Source organism: Brevibacterium salitolerans (assembly GCF_039531405.1).
In the GTDB taxonomy this organism is placed as follows: Bacteria; Actinomycetota; Actinomycetes; order Actinomycetales; family Brevibacteriaceae; genus Brevibacterium; species Brevibacterium salitolerans.
In genome coordinates, this window is sequence record NZ_BAAAPZ010000002.1 from 660,598 (window position 1) to 680,898 (window position 20,301).

Genomic DNA, 20,301 nt, shown 5'->3' on the forward strand with positions numbered 1-20,301 from the left:
GCCGCCCCGCTCAGCCCTTCAGCCTGGCCGAGAAGATCGTGGTGCCGGGCATGAGCTGTCCGCGCAGCGGCGACCAGCCGCCCCACGAGGCCTCGTTGGACTCCGGCCACTCCGGCTCCGTGAGCCCGGTGATCTCGAAGCCCGCCTCCACCAGCAGGCTGATCCAGTCGCCCATCGTCCGGTGGTGTTCGGCGTAGACCGGCTCCCCGGAGGCGTCGAGCTCCACGTACGGCGTGCGGTCGAAGTAGGAGTACTCGACGGTCAGCCCCGCCTCGCCCGGCACGTCCGGGAACATCCACCGGATCGGGTGCGTCACGGAGAACACCCAGAGCCCGCCGGGACGGAGCACCCGGGCGGCCTCCGCCAGCACGGCCTCGGCGTCCTTGACGAACGGCAGGGCGCCGTAGGACGAGCAGGCGATGTCGAAGCTCCCCGAGGGGAACGGCAGGGACCGGGCGTCGGCCTGCAGGAAGGTGGGCGGCACGGCGCCGGCCGTGAGCGGGTTCTCGCGGCTGAGCCGGGAGGCCTGCTCGAGCATGCCGGAGGACAGGTCGACGCCCGTCGCGAGCGCGCCGTGCTCCGCGAGCCAGCGGGTGCACTGCCCCGCGCCGCAGCCCACGTCGAGGACCTGCTTCCGCGTCACGTCGCCCAGCAGGCCGATGTCGTCCTCGCGGACCCCCTCCGGGCACCAGACGAACTCGGAGGCGCCCAGGAAGCTGCCGTGCTCCGCGAGGTACTCCTCCGCCGAGCCGTCCCAGTACGAGCGGTTGGCGCGGACGGACTCCTCGTCCCCGATCGCCAGATATCCGCCGCTGATGATCTCCGGCGAGTACTCTCCCTCGGTCACGTGCACGTCCTTACGCTGATCGGTTGGGGCGGACGCGTGCGCGAACCCCCTCTGTGGTGCTAGCATATTTGACGGTATGCACTCCGTGCACCTGGATCCCGGACCAGCACGAAGAGCATCCAGCACATGCGATGAATGCGGCACCTGCAACACATGCGGCACCCAGAGCATGCGCACACATCAATCCACCACGAGACCGTGGCCTGCCCCGGGATCGCGGGCCGCATTCCATTACACGGAGTCCCTTACCTAATGACCACCACCACGCCGGACGCGGCGAAGCAGACCCAGGTCGCAGTCAACGACATCGGCTCTGCCGAAGACTTCCTCGCAGCCGTCGACGAGACCATCAAGTACTTCAACGACGGAGACATCGTCGAGGGCACTGTCGTCAAGGTCGACCGCGACGAGGTCCTCGTCGACATCGGCTACAAGACCGAGGGCGTCATCCTCTCGCGCGAACTCTCCATCAAGCACGACGTCGACCCCTCCGAGGTCGTCGAGGTCGGAGACGCGATCGAGGCCCTCGTCCTCACCAAGGAGGACAAGGACGGGCGCCTGATGCTGTCCAAGAAGCGCGCACAGTACGAGCGCGCCTGGGGCGACATCGAGCGCATCAAGGACGAGGACGGTGTCGTCACCGGCACGGTCATCGAGGTCGTCAAGGGCGGTCTCATCGTCGACATCGGACTGCGCGGCTTCCTGCCGGCCTCCCTCGTCGAGATGCGCCGCGTCCGCGATCTCGCCCCCTACATCGGCCAGCAGGTCGAGGCGAAGATCATCGAGCTGGACAAGAACCGCAACAACGTCGTCCTCTCGCGCCGCGCCTGGCTCGAGCAGACGCAGTCCGCGGTCCGCCACGACTTCCTGCAGACGCTGCAGAAGGGTCAGGTCCGCCCGGGCGTCGTCTCCTCCATCGTCAACTTCGGCGCGTTCGTCGACCTCGGTGGTGTCGACGGACTCGTGCACGTCTCCGAACTCTCGTGGAAGCACATCGAGCACCCCAGCGAGGTCGTCGCGGTGGGCGACGAGGTCACCGTCGAGGTCCTCGACGTGGACATGGACCGCGAGCGCGTCTCGCTGTCGCTCAAGGCCACGCAGGAAGATCCCTGGCAGCACTTCGCCCGCACGCACGTCATCGGTCAGATCGTGCCGGGCAAGGTCACCAAGCTCGTTCCCTTCGGTGCGTTCGTGCGCGTCGAGGACGGCATCGAGGGCCTCGTGCACATCTCGGAGCTCGCCGTCCGCCACATCGACCTGCCCGAGCAGGTCGTGAGCGTCGACGAGACGATCTACGTCAAGGTCATCGACATCGACCTGGACCGCCGCCGGATCTCGCTCTCCCTCAAGCAGGCGAACGAGGGCGTGGACCCGGAGGCCGAGGAGTTCCTCGACCCCGCGCTCTACGGCATGCTCCAGGAGTACGACGAGGACGGGAACTACAAGTACCCGGAGGGCTTCGACCCGGAGACCAACGAGTGGCTCGAGGGCTACGAGGCCCAGCGCGAGGAGTGGGAGCAGCAGTACGCCGCCGCTCAGCAGCGCTGGGAGGAGCACAAGAAGCAGGTCGCCAAGGCGATCGCCGCGGACGCGGACGCCGCTGCGGATGCCGCCGTGGACGCCGCCGTTCCCTCGGCTGCCTCCTACGCCTCCGAGACGCCTGCGGACGAGGGCACCCTCGCCAGCGACGAGGCTCTCGCGGCTCTGCGCGAGAAGCTCGCCGGCGCCTGAGCGTCGCGCTGAGACGATCAGCCTTCCTCGTTGAGCGCTGAGCAGAAGGACCCCCGGACACCCGTCCGGGGGTCCTTTCGCACCCTCCTGACCTGGTGCGGCTTCGTCGCCGTCCTGGCCGCCGCCGCGGCGCTGGTGTTCCGCGAGGTGCTCGCGGACCCGGCCTCCCGGGTGACCGCCGCCAATGACGACACCTCCCTGTTCATCTGGTGGTTCGCCCATGCCGCCGACTCGGTCGCGTCCTGGTTCGGAGCCGGCACGGGGGAGGGCTCCCTCCTGACCACGGTGCGGATGAATCACCCCGAGGGCGTCAACGGTGCGTGGAACACCTCGGTGCTCGGCCTCGCGGTGCCTGCGGCACCGCTGACCTGGCTGCTGGGCCCGGTGGTCTCCTTCAACCTCTGCATCCTGGCCTCTCCGGTCGCCGCGGGGCTCGCCTGCGGCTTCCTCCTCCGGCGGTTCGCCGCCCCGGCGGCCGCCTTCCCCGCCGCGTTCCTCTACGCGTTCTCGCCGTATCTCATCAGCCAGGCCGGCGGCCATCTCAATCTCAGCTTCGCGGTCCTGCCGCCGCTCGTCGCCGCCTTCCTCCACTCCGCCCTCACGGCGCCTGTGGGCGGACGGTTCCCGGAACGGGTCGTGCGTCTCCTGCCGGCCGGTGTGCTCCTCGCCGCCGCGCTGGGCTGGCAGTTCTACCTCTCCACCGAGCTGCTGGCCGGCACCTTCCTCGCCGCTGTGACGGCGCTGCTCGTCCTCGCCTGCGTGTTCGGGATCCCTGCCGTGCGCTCCCGTGCCCTGCGGCGCGGACTGGTACGGCGGCTGGGTCCGGCCGCTCTCGTGGCAGGCGGTGCGGGAGCGATCGCGCTGCTGGTGGCCGCACCGCTCCTCGCGACGATGGCCGCGGACTTCGGCGCCCCGCGGGAGGGCCTGCGCCCTCACGGCGTATGGGTCAACGACCTCGCCGACGCGGTGGTGCCTCCCTCCTTCGTCCCGTTCGGCGCCGAGGAGGACCTCGTGCCGCGGGTGCTCGGGATCGACCCGGCGGAGGTGGGGGGATACCTGTCCGCCGCATGGCTGCTCGTCGCCGTCTGGGCGGTGCTGCGGACGGCCGGGAGCCGCCGCTGGGGTGCGCTCACCCGCACGGCCGCGGGCACGGCCGCATGCGTCTGGCTCCTCTCGATGGGCGGGAGCCTGCGGGTGGCCGGCGCGGATACCGGTCTCCCCGGGCCCTTCCGGCTGGTGGAGTCCCTCCCGGTGCTGGAGAACGTGCTGCCCATGCGCCTGGCGGTGCACGTGGTGCTGTGCCTGAGTATCCTCACGGCGGTCCTGCTGGAGTCCGTGCGCACGGCGCAGACGCGCCGGCGGACGGCGGCGCGGGTCTGTGCGGTCCTCGGGGTCTGCGCGACGGCGGCCTCCCTCGCGCCGATCGCCGTGGAGGCGCGCACCGTGCCCATCCCCGCGCTGTTCACGAGCGGGGAGCTCCCCGCCGTGATCCCGGAGGACAGCGTGGTGAAGGCGGTGCCGCAGCCGCGTGCGCTGGCGGAACCGGATGCCGCGCAGTCGATGGTGTGGCAGGCGGTCAGCGGCATGCGGTACTCGGAGACCGGCGGATACTTCATCGGCTCGACGCCGGAGATCCCGGTGATCTACCAGTCGCCGCTCGATCCCCTCGACCAGGCCCTGCGGACCGTGGAGGACGAAGGCCTGGAGGCCGTGCCGCCCGAGGACCTCGCGGAGGCGGTGGCGGACTCGGCGCGCCGGGGCACGGACTTCCTGCTCGTGCCCCGGGACGTCCCCCGGCTGCCTGCGGACGGTGACGCACTCGCCCTGCGTCTCGCCGAGGCCTCGGGTGCGGAGGAGTCCCTGCACGGCGGTGTCTGGGTCCTGGATCTGCGGCACCTGCGCTGAGCAGCCGTCCCCGCGCGGCGTCCGCCTTCCGGACAGGTCGTCCCCACAAGGAGAGAAGTCCTACCCTCGGTGTTGTATCCAAGATGGATCCCAGATGGGACCGTCCGAGCACTGCAATGACGGAGGCGCACCCACGATGACCCGCATCACGACATTCCCGGAGGCACTGTCATGAGGGCGCAGCGGCGCGCGCAGGCCGCGCTCATCACGGCGCAGCTGTTCTCCGGTGCGGGCATTGCCTCCGGCTACGCCGTGGGCGGTCTGCTCGCGGAGCAGATCAGCGGACGCACCTCGATGGCCGGATTCGCGCAGATGAGCGTGATCCTGGGAGCCGGTCTGCTCGCCTATCCGCTCGCCGCGCTGGCGGGACGGAAGGGTCGCCGGACCGCACTCACCCTCGGCTTCGGCATCGGCACGGCGGGTGCGCTCGTGGTGCTGGCCGGGGTCGCGCTGCAGCTCCTCCCGGTCTTCCTCCTGGGCATGCTCATGTGCGGCTCCTCGACGGCCTCGGGCCTCCAGGCGCGCTATGCGGCCGTCGACCTCGCGGACCCCGCGGCGACGGGACGCGCCATGTCCCTGGTGGTGTGGGCGACGACGGTGGGTTCCGTCCTCGGGCCCTCCTTCACGGATCCGGGCGCGCACCTCGGCGAGGCGCTGGGCATGCACCCGCTCGCGGGCCCCTATCTCATCTCGATGGCCGCCTTCGCCCTCGCGATGCTCTGTGCCTCCCTCGTCCCGCGGATCGGCGGTGCACGCGGGAGTGCCGCCGCCGGTGCGCAGCGGACCGGCGGCGGGGACGGGACGGCGAGCGCCCCGGCGGCGCAGCTGCCGCTGGGGCCGGCGCTGCGCGTCGCGGCGGCCCGTCCCGCCGCCCTGCTCGCGATCGCCACCGTCATCGCCGGGCAGATGATGATGACCAACGTGATGGTCATGACGCCCGTGCACATGGACCACCAGGAGTTCGAGCTCACCGCGATCGGCGTCGTGGTGAGCCTCCACATCGCCGGGATGTACGCGCTCTCCCCGGTGTTCGGCTGGATGGCGGACCGCTGGGGGCAGGGCACCGTGCTGCTCGTCGGGGCGCTCGTGTTCGCGCTCACCATCGGCCTGGGCGTCTACGACGCCCTCGCACCGGTGTCCTCGATGGGCCTGCTCACGACGGCGCTCGTCCTGCTGGGGATCGGCTGGTCGATGTTCCTCATCGGCGGCTCCTCGCTGCTGACCTCCTCCGTGCCGCCCGAGGCCAAGCTCACCCTGCAGGGAGCGTCCGACTCCGCGATGAATCTGGGCGGGGCGCTCATGGCGGCGATGGCCGGCACCGTGCTGGAGCTGGGCGGCTTCCTCTGGATCAACCTCATGGCGACGGCCGTCCTCGTCGTATGGCTGCTCTTCTTCCTCCCGGCGCTGCGCCGGCTGCGCTGGCCGGGGCGGCCGTGAGCGCCGGGGTGCCGGCGGGCGAACGCGCCTATCGGGCGCTGCGCGACCGCATCCTCGAGGGCGTGGATCCGCCCGGCACCATGCTGGGGGAGGCCGCTCTCGCCGCGGACCTGGGGATGAGCCGGACCCCGGTGCGGGTGGCGCTGGCAAGGCTGCAGGACGAGGGGTGGATCGTCGTCTATCCCAAACGCGGGGCGCTGGTCACCGGTGTCTCCCCGGCGGTGGCGGCGGAGCTCGCGGACGCCCGCTTCGTGCTCGAGTCCACCGCGGTGGACCGGGCCTCGCCGCAGCTGCGTGAGACCCTGGCCGCGCGCCTCGCGGAATCCGTGGAGGGCCAGCGGGAGGCCTTCCGCCGCCAGGACCTGCGCGGGTTCATCGATCTCACTCTGCGCTTCCACCACGGCTTCGTGGAGGCGGGCGGGAGCTCGGTGCTCGTGGAGCTCTACGAGAGGCTGGCGGACAGGCACCGCTTCCTGCTGTTCGCCGCAGGCGACAGGCTGCTCGCACGGTGCGAGGAGATCATCGCGGAGCACCAGGCCCTCGTGGAGCACCTGCGGGCGGGGGACGCGCCCGCCTTCGCCACGGCGCTGCGCGCACACATCTCACAGGTGACGGGAGAGAGGAGCGGCGGGACGGAGGACGCGCACGGGTGAGAGGGCGTCCGCGGGTCGTAGAGTGTGTACATGAGTGGGAGCATCACGGCGGACGGACAGCTGCGGATCGGTCTGACGGGAGGGATCGGGGCGGGGAAGTCCACCGTCGCGGCGCTGCTGGCGGAGAAGGGGGCCGCGATCGTCGACGCGGATGCCGTCGCCCGCGAGGTGGTCGAGCCGGGGGAGCCCGCGCTGCAGGCCCTCGTCCGGGAGTTCGGCCCGCAGGTGGTGGACGACGACAGAGCGCTCGACAGGCAGGCGCTGGCCGCCGCCGCGTTCGTGAGTGCGGAGCGCACGGCCGCGCTCAACGCGATCATGCATCCGGCGATCGCCGCACGCACGCAGGAGCGCTTCGCCGCCCTGGCCGCCAGTCCCGTCGTCGTCCACGACGTCCCGCTGCTCGTGGAGAAGCGGATGGGCGCCGCCTATCACCTCTGCGTCCTCGTCGACGTGCCGGCACCCCTGCGCCTGGACCGCCTGGTGCGCTCCCGCGGGCTCGACAGGGAGGACGCGCAGCGGCGGATCGCCCAGCAGGCCGACGACGCGCAGCGGTACGAGGAATGCGACGCGGTCCTCGACAACGCCGGTGAGCCGGCGGCGCTGAGGCGGGCGTTCGACGCCCTCTGGACGGAGCGCATCGAGCCGTTCGCACTGGCGCTGGACTCCGGGCGTGCGCAGCCCGCTGCGGAGGGTCCGGAGGGCGAGCCCGCCACCGAGGCGGAGGCTGCGGTCCGCGCACACGCTCCTGCCCGGCTGCGGCGCAGGCTCGAGCACTGCCTCGCCGCGGCGGGAGCCAGCACGGAGACGCTGTCCGCCGTCACGGCCGAACCCCTCGGCTTCCGGCTGGAGACCGAGGGGCTCGGGGGCGCCGAGGCCGTGGAGGGAGCCCTGCGCGGTGGCGGGTGGCTCGCCGCGGACCGCGGGCTCCGCGTGTTCGCGGACCCGGTGCAGCCGGGCCGACTGCACCTGCGGTGAGCTGCGGGGCCGCGTTGCGCGCCCAGGCGGAGGGCTCAGCGCAGTGAGGCGCTCAGCTCCACGGGCACGCCCTTGAGCGCCTGGGAGACGGGGCAGTTCTTCTTCGCCCTCTCGGCCTCGATGCGGAAGTCGTCCTCGCTGAGCCCCTCGACCCTGCCCACCACGTAGAGACGGATGCCGGTGATCCCCTTTGCGGGGTCGAAGGAGACGTCCGCTCCGGTGGAGAGGTCCTCCGGCGGCGTGCCGGCGGCCGTGAGGGCATTGGCCAGCGCCATCGAGAAGCAGGCGGAGTGTGCGGCGCCCAGGAGCTCCTCCGGCGTCGTCGCCCCGGATGCGCCGGTCGAGCGCGCGTCCCAGGTGAGGTCGTGGGTGCCTGCGCCCGACGATTCCAGGCTCACGGTGCCGGACCCCTCCATGAGAGGGCCCTTCCAGACGGTGTGGGCTTTCGAGACTGCGGTCATGGGGCCTCTCCTGACGGGGTCGGTTTCCGCAGGCGAGTCTACGCGGTGACGGCCGCTCTGCCGCCTCGCGGCGTTACCCATCTGAAACCTTCGTGGAGTGAGATATGCATCACATTCGACATTCGCCGCTATACACTGTGGGAAGTGAGATGCGTCACATCGTCTCACCGCTGTGCGGGTCCCGCCCGCCGGTCCTCCGAACTCGAGGAAGAAGACCAGGATGCTCACATCACCCACAGGTCGGCGCACCCGTCGCGCCGCCGCATGTCTGGCCGCCGCGGCGGCGCTGGCCCTCACGGCCTCCGGGTGCGCCACCGGAGGCTCAGGGGAGGAGGACGGAGACGGCGGGTCGGGCCCGCTGAAGATCGGCACCCTGCTCCCGCAGACGGGCGCACTCGCGTTCCTGGGACCGCCGGAGATCGCAGGGGTCAACGTCGCACAGGCGGAGATCAATGAGACCGGCGGGATCGGCGGCGAGGACGTCGAGGTGCTGCACCGCGACTCCGGGGACACGACGACCGACCTCGCCTCGCAGTCCACGACGGAGCTCCTCAACGAAGGGGTGGGGGCCGTGATCGGGCCGCCGTCCTCCGGCGTGACCCAGACGGTCATCAACCAGATCACCGGTGCCGGCGTGCTGCAGATCTCCCCCGGCGCCACCTCGCCGGAGCTTACCGACTGGGACGACGGGGACTTCTTCTTCCGGACCGCGCCCTCGGACGTGCTGCAGGGCCGCGTGCTCGGGAACTACATGGTCTCGCAGGGGGCGCAGTCGATCGGCCTCATCGTCCTCAACGACGCCTACGGCACGGGGCTCGCGGAGAACGTCCGGCTCTCCGTCGAGGAGGCCGGCGGCGAGATCGTCGCGGAGTCGCTCTTCAACGAGGGCGACTCGCAGTTCACCTCGCAGGTCGACGAGGTGGTGGGCGCGGACCCGGACGCGATCGCGGTCATCAGCTTCGACCAGGCGAAGTCGATCGTCCCCCTGCTCACGGCGCGGGACGTCACCCCCGATCAGCTGTTCTTCGTGGACGGCAACACCGCGGACTACAGCGCGGACTTCGATCCGGGCACGCTCGAGGGCGCGGCAGGCACCCAGCCGGGAGCCTTCGCCGGGCAGGACCTGCGTGATCGGCTGCTCGAGGACGATCCTGAGCTGGAGAACTTCAACTACGCGGCAGAGGCCTACGACGCCACCGCTCTCACCGCGCTCGGGGCGATCGCGGCGGGTTCGAGCGACCCGGAGGCCATCCGCGACCAGCTGACCGACCTCTCACAGGGCGGGGAGAAGTGCGAGGGCTTCACGGCCTGCCGTGAGCTCCTCGACGCGGATCCGAGCGCGGACATCGACTACGACGGCTACTCGGGCCCGATCAGCTTCTCCGACAAGGGCGACGTCACCGAGGCGACGATCGGGGTGTACGTCTACGACGGCGACAACGTGCCGCAGCCGGACAGCGAGGAGTCCGGCAAGCTCTGAGAGGCGCAAGCCGCACGCTGCGAGGCCCCCGCCGGAAGGCGGGGGCCTCGCAGCGCTGCCGCCGGCACGGCTCCGTCAGCGTGTGCCGTCCTCGTCCGCGTGGTCGGTCCGCTCCGCCAGATCGCCCAGGTAGAGGGCGATGACCTTGGGGTCATTCAGCAGCTCCCGGCCGGTGCCCGTGTGCGAATCGCGCCCCTGGTCCAGCACGTAGCCGCGGTCGCAGATCTGCAGGCAGCGGCGGGCGTTCTGCTCCACCATGATCACGCAGACGCCGGCCCGGTTGATCTCGTGCACGCGGAGGAACGCCTCGTCCTGCCGGACGGGGGAGAGGCCGGCGGAGGGCTCGTCGAGCAGGAGCACGGCCGGGTCCATCATGAGGGCCCTGCCCATCGCCACCATCTGGCGTTCGCCGCCGGAGAGCGAACCCGCTCGCTGCGTGCGTCTGCGGCCGAGCTCCGGGAAGATGTCCGCGACGTAGTCGAAGCGCTCACGGAACGTCTGCGGGCGCTGGAAGACCCCCATCTGCATGTTCTCCTCGATGGTGAGCGTGGTGAAGACGTTCTCCGTCTGCGGGACGAAGCCCAGGCCGCGGGAGACGAGGCGGTCGGCCTTCAGCCCCGTGAGGTCCTCGCCCCGGACGACGACGGTGCCGGAGTGCACCTTCACGAGTCCGAACATCGCCTTGAGCAGGGTCGACTTGCCGGCGCCGTTGGGGCCGATGATTCCGATGAGCTCGCCGGCACGGGCCTCGATGCTGCAGCCGTTGAGGATGTTGACGCCGGGCAGGTAGCCGGCGACGAGGTCGGTCACGGTGACGACGGGCTCCGCCGCGGGGGACGGTGTGCGGGCGGCTTCCGCAGGGGACGTGGTCATGAGGTCCTCTCCTCTCCGACGGGGGAATCGGCGTCCTCGACGAGCTGTGCCTCGAGCCGGGCCGCGCCGTCGCTGGCACCCAGGTCCACGTCGTGGTGCGCCCCCAGGTAGGCGTCCACGACGGCGGGATCGGACATCACGGTGTCCGGCGGTCCTTCCGCCACCACGCTGCCGGCGGCCATGACGACGACCCAGTCGGCGATGTGCCGGACCATGTGCATGTCGTGCTCGACGAACAGCACCGTCATGCCCTCCTCGCGGAGCCCGGTGATGTGGTCGAGCAGTGACTGCTTGAGCGCCGGATTCACCCCGGCCATCGGCTCGTCGAGCATGACCAGCCGCGGACGGGTCATGAGGGCGCGTGCCATCTCGAGGAGCTTGCGCTGCCCGCCGGACATGCTGGCGGCGTAGTCCTCGCGCTTGGCGTCGAGCCTGAACCGCGCGAGGAGCTCGTCGGCCCGTGCGGTGTTCTCCCGCTCCTGCCTCCTCCATAGCCACGGCATGAGCGCGGTGCGCAGCCGCTCGCCGGTCTGCCCCGTGGCCCCCAGCCGCATGTTCTCGAGGACGGAGAGCTTGCCGAGCACCTTCGTGAGCTGGAAGGTGCGGACCATCCCGAGGTGGGCGACCCTGTGCGGCCGCATGCCGGCCAGCGGTCTCCCGTCGAACTCCCAGGTGCCGCTCTGGGGCGTGTCGAAGCCGGTGAGGAGGTTGAACAGGGTCGTCTTCCCGGCGCCGTTGGGGCCGATGAGCGCGGTGATCCGGTGCCGTGGGATCTCGAGGTGGTCGACGTCCACGGCGGTGAGGGCGCCGAAGGTCCGGCGGACCCCGCGGGCCACGAGGATCGGATCGCGCTTGGCGCATCCGGGCCCGGACGCGCCGTCCTTCGCGATGGCCTCGGCGGTGGGTGTCTGCTGCGGGCTCATGAGAACACCAGCTCCTTGCGATTGCCGAATATGCCCTGCGGGCGGAAGATCATGAGGAGCATGAGGGCCACGCCCACCATGATGTAGCGGAGCTGGCCGGCCTGGACGGTGGAGATGATCGTCACCGTCCCGGACTCGACGAGGCCCACGAGGATGCCCTGGGTGAGGGAGAGGACGATCCAGAAGAGCATCGCGCCGACCACCGGCCCGATGATGGTCGTCATGCCGCCGAGGAGGAGGCAGGTCCAGAGGAAGAACGTGAGCTCGGTGCCGAACCGCGCGGGCTGGACGGAACCGGTGCCGAGCACGAACACGAGGCCGCCGAGGGTGCCCATCAGGCCGCCGATCATGAGCGCCTGCATCTTGTAGAGGTAGACGTTCTTGCCGAGCGAGCGCACCGCGTCCTCGTCCTCCCTGATGCCCTTGAGCACCCGGCCCCAGGGGCTGCGGACGAGCAGGGCGAGGACGGCGCCGGTGAGGACGACGAGCGCCCAGGCGACGATGATGGCCCAGAGCTGGTTGGCGCCCACGACCAGCGGGCCGATCGCGTACTGGCCCGGGGGGATCGGGCTGAGCGCGTAGAAGCCGCGTTCGAAGGCGGCGAGCCCGTTGGCCGCCCCGGTGTACTCGGTGAGCTGGTTGGTGGTGACGACGTATCTGATGATCTCCGCCGCGGCGATGGTGACGATCGCGAGGTAGTCCGCCCGCAGCCGCAGCGTGGGCAGTCCGAGCACCAGCGCGAGGCCGAGGGAGGCCGCCAGTGAGACGAGCACCGCCGCCCAGAGCGGCGCGTCGAAGGTGAGCACGGAGACGGCGAAGGCGTAGGCGCCGACCGCCATGAAGCCGGCCTGGCCGAAGTTGAGCAGTCCGGAGAAGCCGAAGTGCAGGGCGAGGCCGAGCGCTGCGAGTGCATAGGCGGCGGTGTTGGGGTTGATGATCTCCCAGGCCGCGTTCGTGAGGATGCTTGAGAAGTCCATGGTGGGTCCTTCGCGGATGCGGCCTCTCAGCCGATCCTGTCCTTTCTGCCGAGCAGCCCCTGGGGTCGGAAGATCAGCACCAGGATCATCATGAGGAGAGCGCCGACGTACTTGAGGTCGGCGGCGAGCCAGATGGTCGAGATCTCCGTGAGGAGACCCACGAAGACCGAGCCGATGAGAGCGCCGTAGATCGTGCCGAGACCGCCCAGCGTCACTGCCGCGAAGATCATGAGGAGGATCTGCTGGCCCATGTTGAACGTCACCCCCGGGCGGTAGAACGCGTAGAGGATGCCGGCGAGCGCCGCGAGCGCGGCTCCGATGATCCACACGAGCCGGATGACGCGGTCCACGTTGATGCCCGAGGCCGAGGCCAGGGCCGGGTTGTCCGCGACGGCCCGCGTCGCCTTGCCCAGGCGCGAGTAGGAGAGGACGAGCGCGATCGCGATGATGATGACGAGCGCGATGAGCATCGAGGTGAGGTTGTTCACCGTGATGCCGAACGGGCCGAACCTCAGCACCTGGGACTGCGCGCCCGGCAGCTGCCGGGTGGAGCCGCCGAAGAAGAAGAGGAGCACATAGCGCATCGTCAGCGCGAAGCCGATCGACACGATCATCATCGGCACCAGGCCGGCGCGCCGGTCCCGGAGCGGCTTCCACAGGACGGTGTCGTTGAGGTAGCCGTAGAGGCCGCCGACCACCACGGCGCCGAGCGCGGCCGCCCAGAAGGGCAGCCCCGCCGCGGAGAGGAAGAAGGCCGCGACGGCGCCGAGGGTGACCGTCTCCCCGTGCGAGAAGTTGTTGAGACCGGTGGTGCCGTAGACGAGCGACAGACCCACCGCGGCGAGGCCGAGGATGAGGCCGAACGTCAGGCCCGCCAGGGCGCGCTCGCCCAGCACCACCCAGAAGCTCCTGCCGGCAGCCGGCGGCGCGGTTCCCTCGGGCTCCGCGCCGGGCTGTGCGGAGTCCGCCTCCCCGGCGGAGCCTCCCGTGCCGGCGTCCCCGCCCGCGTCCGAGGGGGCGGGGGAGGAGGCGCCGTCCTCGCCGGAGCCGGAGCCGAACCGGAAGATCACGCCGGCATTGCTGGTGCTGCCGAAGGAGACCTCCCGGGGATTCGACTCGTCCGGTGCGAGGGAGACGCCGGAGGGTAGTGTGCTCTCGTCGAGTTCGACCGCATAGGTCCCGCCCGCCGGGAAGCGCAGCTCCCAGCGGCCGGCGTCGTCGGTGACCGTCTCCGCGCTGCCGCCCTCGCCCTCGCCGGTGAGGCGGACGCCCTCGAGCGGTTCCCTGTCCTCGTCGCGGAGCGTGCCCTTGATCGAGTAGGCGTCCTCCGTCTCCTGTGCGAGGGGCGAGGCGGCTGCGGGCGGCGCCAGGAGGGTGCCGAGCGCCGCGAGGAGGAGTGCGGCCAGGATCACCGCGGATCGCAGTGGGGCGGGACTCCGCCCGGGTGTGGATGTGTTCACTGGTGGAGGGTCCCGTCCTTCCGAGCGGCACGCGACGCGGGTCGCGGAATGTGCCGCAGATCACATGTGTGAGGGAATGCTACACCGGCCCGAGGTCCTCTCCCGCCCGTATGCGCAGAAGTCTGGTCACAGTTGTGTCTCCGCCTCCCGCAGGACGCCCGCCCGGGCCGTGTCCGTGCCCCGCGCTATCGTGAGGGCATGAGCGCCAAGCCGCAGGATGAGCAGTCGCAGAGGGAGCCCCGCACAGAGCAGCTGAGCAGGGAGCGTGCCGGTGGGAGCGGGGACATCCCGGTCCCCCTCGTCGGTCACCGCCCGGAGGTCGTGCGCTCCGTGGCGCCCTTCGAGGTCGTGAGCGAGTACACCCCCTCCGGGGACCAGCCGACCGCCATCGCGGAGATCACCCAGCGGCTCGCGCAGGGGGAGAAGGACATCGTCCTGCTGGGCGCCACCGGCACCGGCAAGTCCGCGACCACCGCCTGGCTCATCGAGCAGGTTCAGCGGCCCACGCTCGTGATGGCGCCCAACAAGACGCTCGCCGCGCAGCTCGCCAACGAGTTCCGGCAGCTGCTGCCGCACAACGCGGTCGAGTACTTCGTCTCCTACTACGACTACTACCAGCCGGAGGCATATGTCCCGCAGACGGACACCTTCATCGAGAAGGACTCCTCGGTCAACGACGAGGTCGAACGGCTGCGCCACTCCGCGACGAACTCCCTGCTCACCCGCCGGGACGTGGTCGTGGTGTCCACCGTCAGCTGCATCTACGGCCTCGGCACCCCGGAGGAGTACGTGGACCGGATGGTCTCGCTCACGGTGGGGCAGGAGCTCGACCGGGACGCCCTCCTCAAGCGCTTCGTGGAGATGCAGTACACCCGGAACGACCTCGCCTTCACCCGCGGCACCTTCCGCGTGCGGGGCGACACGGTGGAGATCATCCCGCAGTACGAGGAGCTGGCGCTGCGCATCGAGTTCTTCGGCGACGAGATCGAAGCCCTCTACACCCTGCACCCGCTCACGGGGGAGGTGGTGAGGGAGGAGGAGGTCGTCCACATCTTCCCCGCCAGCCACTACGTCGCGGGCAACGAGCGGATGAGCCGTGCCATCGCGGACATCGAGACGGAGCTCGGGGACCGGCTCGCGGAGCTCGAGTCGCAGGACAAGCTGCTGGAGGCGCAGCGGCTGAAGATGCGCACCACCTACGATCTCGAGATGATGCAGTCGATGGGCTTCACCTCGGGCATCGAGAACTACTCGCGCCACATCGACGGCCGTGCGGCGGGCACCGCCCCCAACTGCCTCCTCGACTACTTCCCCGAGGACTTCCTCCTCGTGATCGACGAGTCGCACGTGACGGTGCCGCAGATCGGCGGCATGTACGAGGGCGACATGTCCCGGAAGCGCACGCTCGTGGACCACGGCTTCCGCCTGCCGAGCGCGCTGGACAACCGGCCGCTGAAGTTCGGGGAGTTCCTCGACCGGATCGGGCAGACCGTCTACCTCTCGGCCACCCCGGGGGACTTCGAGCTCGAGCGCTCCCGCGGGCACGTCGAGCAGATCATCCGCCCCACCGGTCTCGTGGACCCGCAGGTGGTGGTGAAGCCCACCCGCGGCCAGATCGACGACCTGCTCGAGCAGATCCGCCTGCGGGTCGACCGCGACGAGCGCGTGCTCGTTACGACCCTCACCAAGAAGATGGCGGAGGACCTCACGGACTACCTGCTGGAGAACGAGGTCCGCGTCGAGTACCTGCACTCGGACGTGGACACCCTGCGCCGTGTGGAACTGCTCTCCGAGCTGCGCGCCGGCGACTTCGACGTGCTCGTGGGGATCAACCTCCTGCGGGAGGGGCTCGACCTGCCGGAGGTCTCGCTCGTCTCGATCCTCGACGCGGACAAGGAGGGCTTCCTGCGGTCCGCGACCTCCCTCATCCAGACGATCGGCCGTGCCGCCCGCAACGTCCGCGGTGAGGTCCACATGTACGCGGACACGGTCACGCGTTCCATGCAGGAGGCGATCGACGAGACGGACCGCCGCCGCGCCGTGCAGATCAAGCACAACGAGGACCACGGGATCGAACCGCGCGCGCTCACCAAGAAGCTCTCCGACATCACGGAGAGACTCCGCCGGGAGGACGAGGACACGCGGGAGATCCTTGCGGAGTTCGACTACGGCAAGGGCAAGCGGGGTTTCAACGCGGCGCTCACGGACGAGCAGCGTGCGGCGCGCGCGGGCCGGGACACGGTGACGCCCCCGGCCGAGGACCTGGTGGAGCTGATCGGCACGCTCACGGACCAGATGCACCAGGCGGCGGCGGATCTCCAGTTCGAGCTCGCGGCGCGACTGCGCGACGAACTGGGCGATCTGAAGAAGGAGCTGCGGCAGATGAAGGACGCGGGGCACGCATAGGTGAGACGCCGGCACCCGGTCGGTGTACCATGAAGCGTTCGGTGAAGGGGAGTATCCCACCCTGGTCCACACTCGTCAGCTCGATCCGGACGGTGCGCGTGCTCTGAGGGCGTGCATCCCGGGTCCGGGTGTGGAGCGGTCTGCCAAGGCCGTGGGAGAGACTTTCGACCGCGTCCATCACGCTCCTCTCTCGAAAGGCATCCATGCTGGAGTTCTTCCAGGACCCCTACCACGTGTTCGAGGTCGTCTCGTCCGTCGTGCTGGTCCTCATCCTCGTCGCCGACCTGCTGCTGGTCGTCAAGCGCCCCCATGTGCCCTCCATGAAGGAGGCGACCCTGTGGGTGGTCTTCTACGTGTCCCTCGCCCTCGTGTTCGCGGGGATCCTCTTCGCGATGGGCGATGCCGAGCACGGCGGGCAGTTCCTCGCGGGCTGGCTCACGGAGTACAGCCTGAGCATCGACAACCTGTTCGTGTTCATCGTGATCATGACCGGGTTCTCCGTGCCGCGGAAGTACCAGCAGGAGGTGCTCATGGTGGGCATCATCCTCGCGCTCATCTTCCGCGGCATCTTCATCGTCGCCGGCGCGGCGGTGATCGAGAGCTTCATCGAGGTCTTCTTCCTGTTCGGCGTCTTCCTCCTGTGGACGGCCTGGCGGCAGGCCTTCAGCGAGGAGGACCCGGATTCGGAGAACGGCCTCATCCGCATCCTGCGCAAGCGCATCAACATCACGGAGGAGTTCCACGAGAACAAGCTGCGCGTGAACATCGACGGCACCAAGTACTGGACGCCGATGCTCATCGTGTTCATCGCCATCGGCTCCACGGACATCATGTTCGCCCTGGACTCGATCCCCGCGATCTTCGGCATCACGCAGGATCCGTTCCTCGTGTTCACCGCCAATGTCTTCGCCCTCATGGGCCTGCGTCAGCTCTACTTCCTGCTGGGCGGTCTGCTGGACAAGCTGCCGTACCTCCACTACGGGATCGCTGCGATCCTCGCGTTCATCGGCGTGAAGCTCGTCCTCCATGCCCTCCACGAGTCGGACTGGTTCCCGGAGTCCTTCCGCCACAGCGTCCCGGAGATCAGCACCTGGACGTCGCTGGGCTTCATCATCGTCTCGATGCTCGTGGCGACGATCGCTAGCCTCATCGCCATGCGGCGGGCGGAGGAGAAGCCCCTCCACCGCGACTGAGCAGGTCAGCGCAGACTGCCCCGCCGCACGCAGCCCCTCCGCACCATCCGGTGCGGAGGGGCTGCGTGCGTGCGGAGCGCGGGTTCTGCGCGAGGAGCCTCAGGCCGCGAAGGGCCCGAACACCGGCGTCCAGGCGCGGATCGTCGTCTCTGCGATGACCCCGGCCTCGGCGTAGGGGTCCTGGCCGATGATCGCGGCGACCTCCTCCTTGGACCCGGCGGAGACGATGAGCAGTCCGCCCGGGGTGAGCTCGTCCTCGAGGGGGCCTGCCGCCAGCAGCGTGCCCTCCTCGTAGAGGCGGCCCAGGGTCTCGCGGTGCGCGGGGCGGATGCCCATGCGCTTCTCGGTGTCCGGTCCGTAGACATAGGTGACGGCGAAGACGGCCACAGTGCCCTCCTGGTGATCGTAGGATTGAGTGGTCCGAGCCTATCTCCCCTTCCGCTAGGAGCTGCACACGTGCCCCGTCTCGTCCCGATCCCCGAGGACTTCGCCACTGCGGACACCGTGTGGGAGGCGTTCGAGGAGCACCTGCGGGACCAGGGGATCACCCCCTACCCGGCGCAGGAGGAGGCGATCCTCACGGTGCTCGCGGGGGACAATGCGATCGTCGCCACGCCCACGGGCTCCGGGAAGTCCACGGTGGCCCTCGCCGCCCTCTACTACGCGGTGTCCACCGGCAGGACCGCCTACTACACCGCGCCGCTCAAGGCGCTCGTGAGCGAGAAGTTCTTCTCGCTCGTCGAGGCGCTGGGTGCGGAGAACGTGGGAATGGTCACCGGCGACACGGCCGTGAACGCGGACGCCCCCGTCATCTGCGCGACGGCGGAGATCCTCGCCAACCATGCGCTGCGACAGGGCGCGGAGCTCGACGTCGCCCTCGTCGTCATGGACGAGTTCCACTACTTCGGGGATCCGCAGAGGGGCTGGGCCTGGCAGGTGCCGCTCCTCGAGCTGCCGCAGACGCAGTTCGTCCTCATGTCCGCGACGCTGGGCGACACCACGGAGATCGAACGCCGGCTCACGGAGCTCACCGGCCGCGACACCGCCTGCATCAGCTCTGCGGAGCGGCCGGTGCCGCTGGAGTTCGAGTACTCGCAGAAGCCGCTGCTGGACAAGCTCTCCGAACTCGTGCGCGAGGACCGGGCGCCGGTCTACGTGGTGTCCTTCGTGCAGGCGCGCACGGTGGAGCTCGCGCAGTCGATCCTCAGTGCCAACCTCACGAGCCGCGAACAGCGGGACCGGATCGCAGAGGAGGTGCGCGGCTTCCGGTTCGGCAAGGGATTCGGGGAGACGCTGCGCCGGCTCGTCCTCGGGGGCGTGGGCGTGCACCACGCCGGCATGCTCCCGCGCTACCGGCGCCTCGTCGAACATCTGGCGCTCACGGGTCTGCTGAGCGTGGTGTGCGGCACGGACACGCTCGGTGTGGGCATCAACGTGCCCATCCGGACCGTGCTGCTCACCTCGCTCACCAAGTACGACGGGCGCCGGGTGCGGCAGCTGCAGGTGCGCGAGTTCCTGCAGATCGCCGGTCGCGCGGGCCGCGCGGGATTCGACTCGGTGGGCTATGTCGTCGCGCAGGCGCCGGAGCACGAGATCGAGAACGTCCAGGCGCTCGCGAAGGCCGGGGACGATCCCAAGAAGCGGAAGAAGGTGCGGAAGAAGCAGGCGCCGGAGGGCTTCGTGGGCTGGTCGGAGCAGAGCTTCCGGAAGCTCGTCGACGGCACGCCGGAGCTGCTCCGCTCGCACATGCGGATCACCCACTCGACGATCGTCAACCTCCTGGCGCGTCCGCACGCGGGGGTCGACACCGTCCGCGACTTCATCGAGCGCACGCACGAGAGCCGCGACCGCCAGCTCGACCTCATGCTGCGGGCGCTGCAGATCGGTCGGACGCTCCTGGCCGGCGGCGTCGTGGAGCGCGTGGAGGTGCCCGGGGGTGCGGAGTACCGGCTGAGCGAGGAGCTGGGCCCGGACTTCGCGCTCAACCAGCCGCTGAGCCCGTTCGCGCTGGCCGCACTCGATCTCTTCGACCCGGAGGGCGAGAGCTGGGCGCTCGATGCGCTCAGCGTCATCGAGGCCACCACCCAGATCCAGTACCACATCCTCCGGGGCCAGCTGGACCGGATCAGGGGCGAGGAGCTCGCCGCGCTCAAGGCCGAGGGCGTCGAGTACACGGAGCGCATGGCGATCCTCGACGAGATCGACGTGCCCCGGCCCAACCGGGAGGTGCTCGAGGAGGCGTTCGAGGCGTACGCGGCCTCGGCTCCGTGGGTGCGCGAGATTGGGATCGAGCCCAAGGCGATCGTCGCGGACATGATCTCGCAGTCCATGAACTTCTCGCAGTTCGTCGCCTACTACGGCCTGGCACGCGTGGAGGGCGGTCTGCTCCGGTACCTGCTGGACGTGGTCCGGGGACTCACGCAGACGGTGCCGGTCGACCGGCGGGGAGAGGAGCTCGAGAGCATCATCACCTGGCTGAGCGACCTGGTGGTCCGCGTGGACTCGAGCCTCGTCGAGGAATGGGAGAAGCTCACGGATCCCACCGAGGCCGTCCCCGAGGAGGCGCTCACCGCCCTGCGGCAGACGTTCACCTCCGATCGCCGCCGGTTCGCCGCGGCCGTGCGCAATGCGCTGTTCCACCGGGTGCTGCTGGCGGAGCGCGCCGCCTACCGCGCGCTGGGCGACCTGGACTCGGGCTCCGGCTGGGGCGCCCGGGAGTGGGAGGACGCGATCGAGGACTTCTACGAGGAGTACGGGGAGCTCGGCATCGACCAGGCCGCCCGCAGTCCCCGGCTGGTGCAGATCGAGGACGGACCCGGGGCGCGGGAGTGGACGGCACGCCAGATCCTCAGCGACCCGCAGGGCGACCACGACTGGGCGATCACGGCGGTCGTGGATCTCGACGCCTCCGACGAGGCGGGCGAGGCGGTGCTGCGGATCGAATCCGTGGGCCCGCTCACGGGGAGCTGAGGGCGCGTGG

General features: G+C 70.2%; 16 protein-coding genes. 9 read left to right on the forward strand and 7 right to left on the reverse strand.

Annotation, left to right across the window (positions count from 1 at the left end; genetic code table 11):
• Positions 1-10: 10 nt before the first annotated feature.
• A complete protein-coding gene (locus tag ABD240_RS04060) occupies positions 11-847 on the reverse strand; it encodes a class I SAM-dependent methyltransferase (RefSeq protein WP_291796603.1) in 837 nt (278 codons plus the stop codon).
• Between the two features lie 252 nt (positions 848-1,099).
• On the opposite strand from ABD240_RS04060, the gene rpsA reads away from it, so the two are divergent.
• The 5 genes from rpsA (at position 1,100) to coaE (ending at position 7,548) form a co-directional block, all read left to right on the forward strand.
• The gene (gene rpsA, locus ABD240_RS04065; protein WP_344335361.1) at positions 1,100-2,578 is read left to right on the forward strand and encodes a 30S ribosomal protein S1; all 1,479 of its coding nucleotides are present in this window, start codon (positions 1,100-1,102) and stop codon (positions 2,576-2,578) included.
• Positions 2,579-2,608: 30 nt separating this feature from the next.
• Positions 2,609-4,483, forward strand: coding sequence for a hypothetical protein (locus tag ABD240_RS04070; protein ID WP_344335364.1), 1,875 nt, complete (start codon positions 2,609-2,611; stop codon positions 4,481-4,483).
• A 171-nt stretch (positions 4,484-4,654) separates the two neighbouring features.
• On the forward strand, positions 4,655-5,920 hold the full coding sequence (locus ABD240_RS04075) for an MFS transporter (protein WP_291796612.1): 1,266 nt from the start codon (positions 4,655-4,657) through the stop codon (positions 5,918-5,920).
• Positions 5,863-6,573, forward strand: coding sequence for a GntR family transcriptional regulator (locus tag ABD240_RS04080; protein ID WP_291796615.1), 711 nt, complete (start codon positions 5,863-5,865; stop codon positions 6,571-6,573). The genes ABD240_RS04075 and ABD240_RS04080 overlap by 58 nt, the downstream gene beginning before the upstream one ends.
• A 30-nt stretch (positions 6,574-6,603) precedes the next feature.
• Complete coding sequence (coaE, locus tag ABD240_RS04085; RefSeq protein ID WP_344335369.1) at positions 6,604-7,548, forward strand: dephospho-CoA kinase; 945 nt, start codon at positions 6,604-6,606, stop codon at positions 7,546-7,548.
• Between the two features lie 35 nt (positions 7,549-7,583).
• Here coaE and ABD240_RS04090 read toward each other — a convergent pair whose 3' ends face one another.
• Complete coding sequence (locus ABD240_RS04090) at positions 7,584-8,009, reverse strand: OsmC family peroxiredoxin (RefSeq protein WP_291796621.1); 426 nt, start codon at positions 8,007-8,009, stop codon at positions 7,584-7,586.
• 220 nt (positions 8,010-8,229) lie between these two features.
• Here ABD240_RS04090 and ABD240_RS04095 point away from each other — a divergent pair, with 220 nt between their 5' ends.
• The gene (locus ABD240_RS04095; RefSeq protein WP_291796624.1) at positions 8,230-9,489 is read left to right on the forward strand and encodes an ABC transporter substrate-binding protein; all 1,260 of its coding nucleotides are present in this window, start codon (positions 8,230-8,232) and stop codon (positions 9,487-9,489) included.
• A 75-nt stretch (positions 9,490-9,564) separates the two neighbouring features.
• On the opposite strand, the gene ABD240_RS04100 is transcribed toward ABD240_RS04095, so the two are convergent.
• The 4 genes from ABD240_RS04100 to ABD240_RS04115 are packed head-to-tail and all read right to left on the reverse strand — an operon-like array spanning position 9,565 to position 13,722.
• Entirely contained in the window at positions 9,565-10,362 is a 798-nt protein-coding gene (locus ABD240_RS04100) for an ABC transporter ATP-binding protein (protein ID WP_344335374.1), read from the reverse strand.
• Positions 10,359-11,285 (reverse strand): ABC transporter ATP-binding protein, encoded by a 927-nt coding sequence (locus tag ABD240_RS04105; RefSeq protein WP_291796630.1) that lies wholly within the window; start codon positions 11,283-11,285, stop codon positions 10,359-10,361. Before ABD240_RS04105 ends, ABD240_RS04100 begins: the two co-directional genes overlap by 4 nt.
• Entirely contained in the window at positions 11,282-12,262 is a 981-nt protein-coding gene (locus ABD240_RS04110) for a branched-chain amino acid ABC transporter permease (RefSeq protein WP_344335377.1), read from the reverse strand. The genes ABD240_RS04105 and ABD240_RS04110 overlap by 4 nt, the downstream gene beginning before the upstream one ends.
• A 26-nt stretch (positions 12,263-12,288) precedes the next feature.
• Positions 12,289-13,722, reverse strand: a complete 1,434-nt coding sequence (locus ABD240_RS04115) for a branched-chain amino acid ABC transporter permease (protein ID WP_291796636.1) — start codon at positions 13,720-13,722, stop codon at positions 12,289-12,291.
• 198 nt (positions 13,723-13,920) lie between these two features.
• On the opposite strand from ABD240_RS04115, the gene uvrB reads away from it, so the two are divergent.
• Positions 13,921-16,128 carry an excinuclease ABC subunit UvrB gene (gene uvrB / locus ABD240_RS04120; protein ID WP_344335381.1) on the forward strand — a complete coding sequence of 736 codons (2,208 nt, stop codon included), beginning with the start codon at positions 13,921-13,923 and terminating at the stop codon, positions 16,126-16,128.
• A 203-nt stretch (positions 16,129-16,331) separates the two neighbouring features.
• Positions 16,332-17,321 (forward strand): TerC family protein, encoded by a 990-nt coding sequence (locus ABD240_RS04125; protein WP_291796641.1) that lies wholly within the window; start codon positions 16,332-16,334, stop codon positions 17,319-17,321.
• A 99-nt stretch (positions 17,322-17,420) separates the two neighbouring features.
• Here ABD240_RS04125 and ABD240_RS04130 read toward each other — a convergent pair whose 3' ends face one another.
• Positions 17,421-17,708, reverse strand: coding sequence for a YciI family protein (locus ABD240_RS04130; protein ID WP_291796644.1), 288 nt, complete (start codon positions 17,706-17,708; stop codon positions 17,421-17,423).
• A gap of 69 nt (positions 17,709-17,777) precedes the next feature.
• Here ABD240_RS04130 and ABD240_RS04135 point away from each other — a divergent pair, with 69 nt between their 5' ends.
• Positions 17,778-20,291, forward strand: coding sequence for a DEAD/DEAH box helicase (locus ABD240_RS04135; RefSeq protein ID WP_291796647.1), 2,514 nt, complete (start codon positions 17,778-17,780; stop codon positions 20,289-20,291).
• The last annotated feature ends 10 nt before the right edge of the window (positions 20,292-20,301 follow it).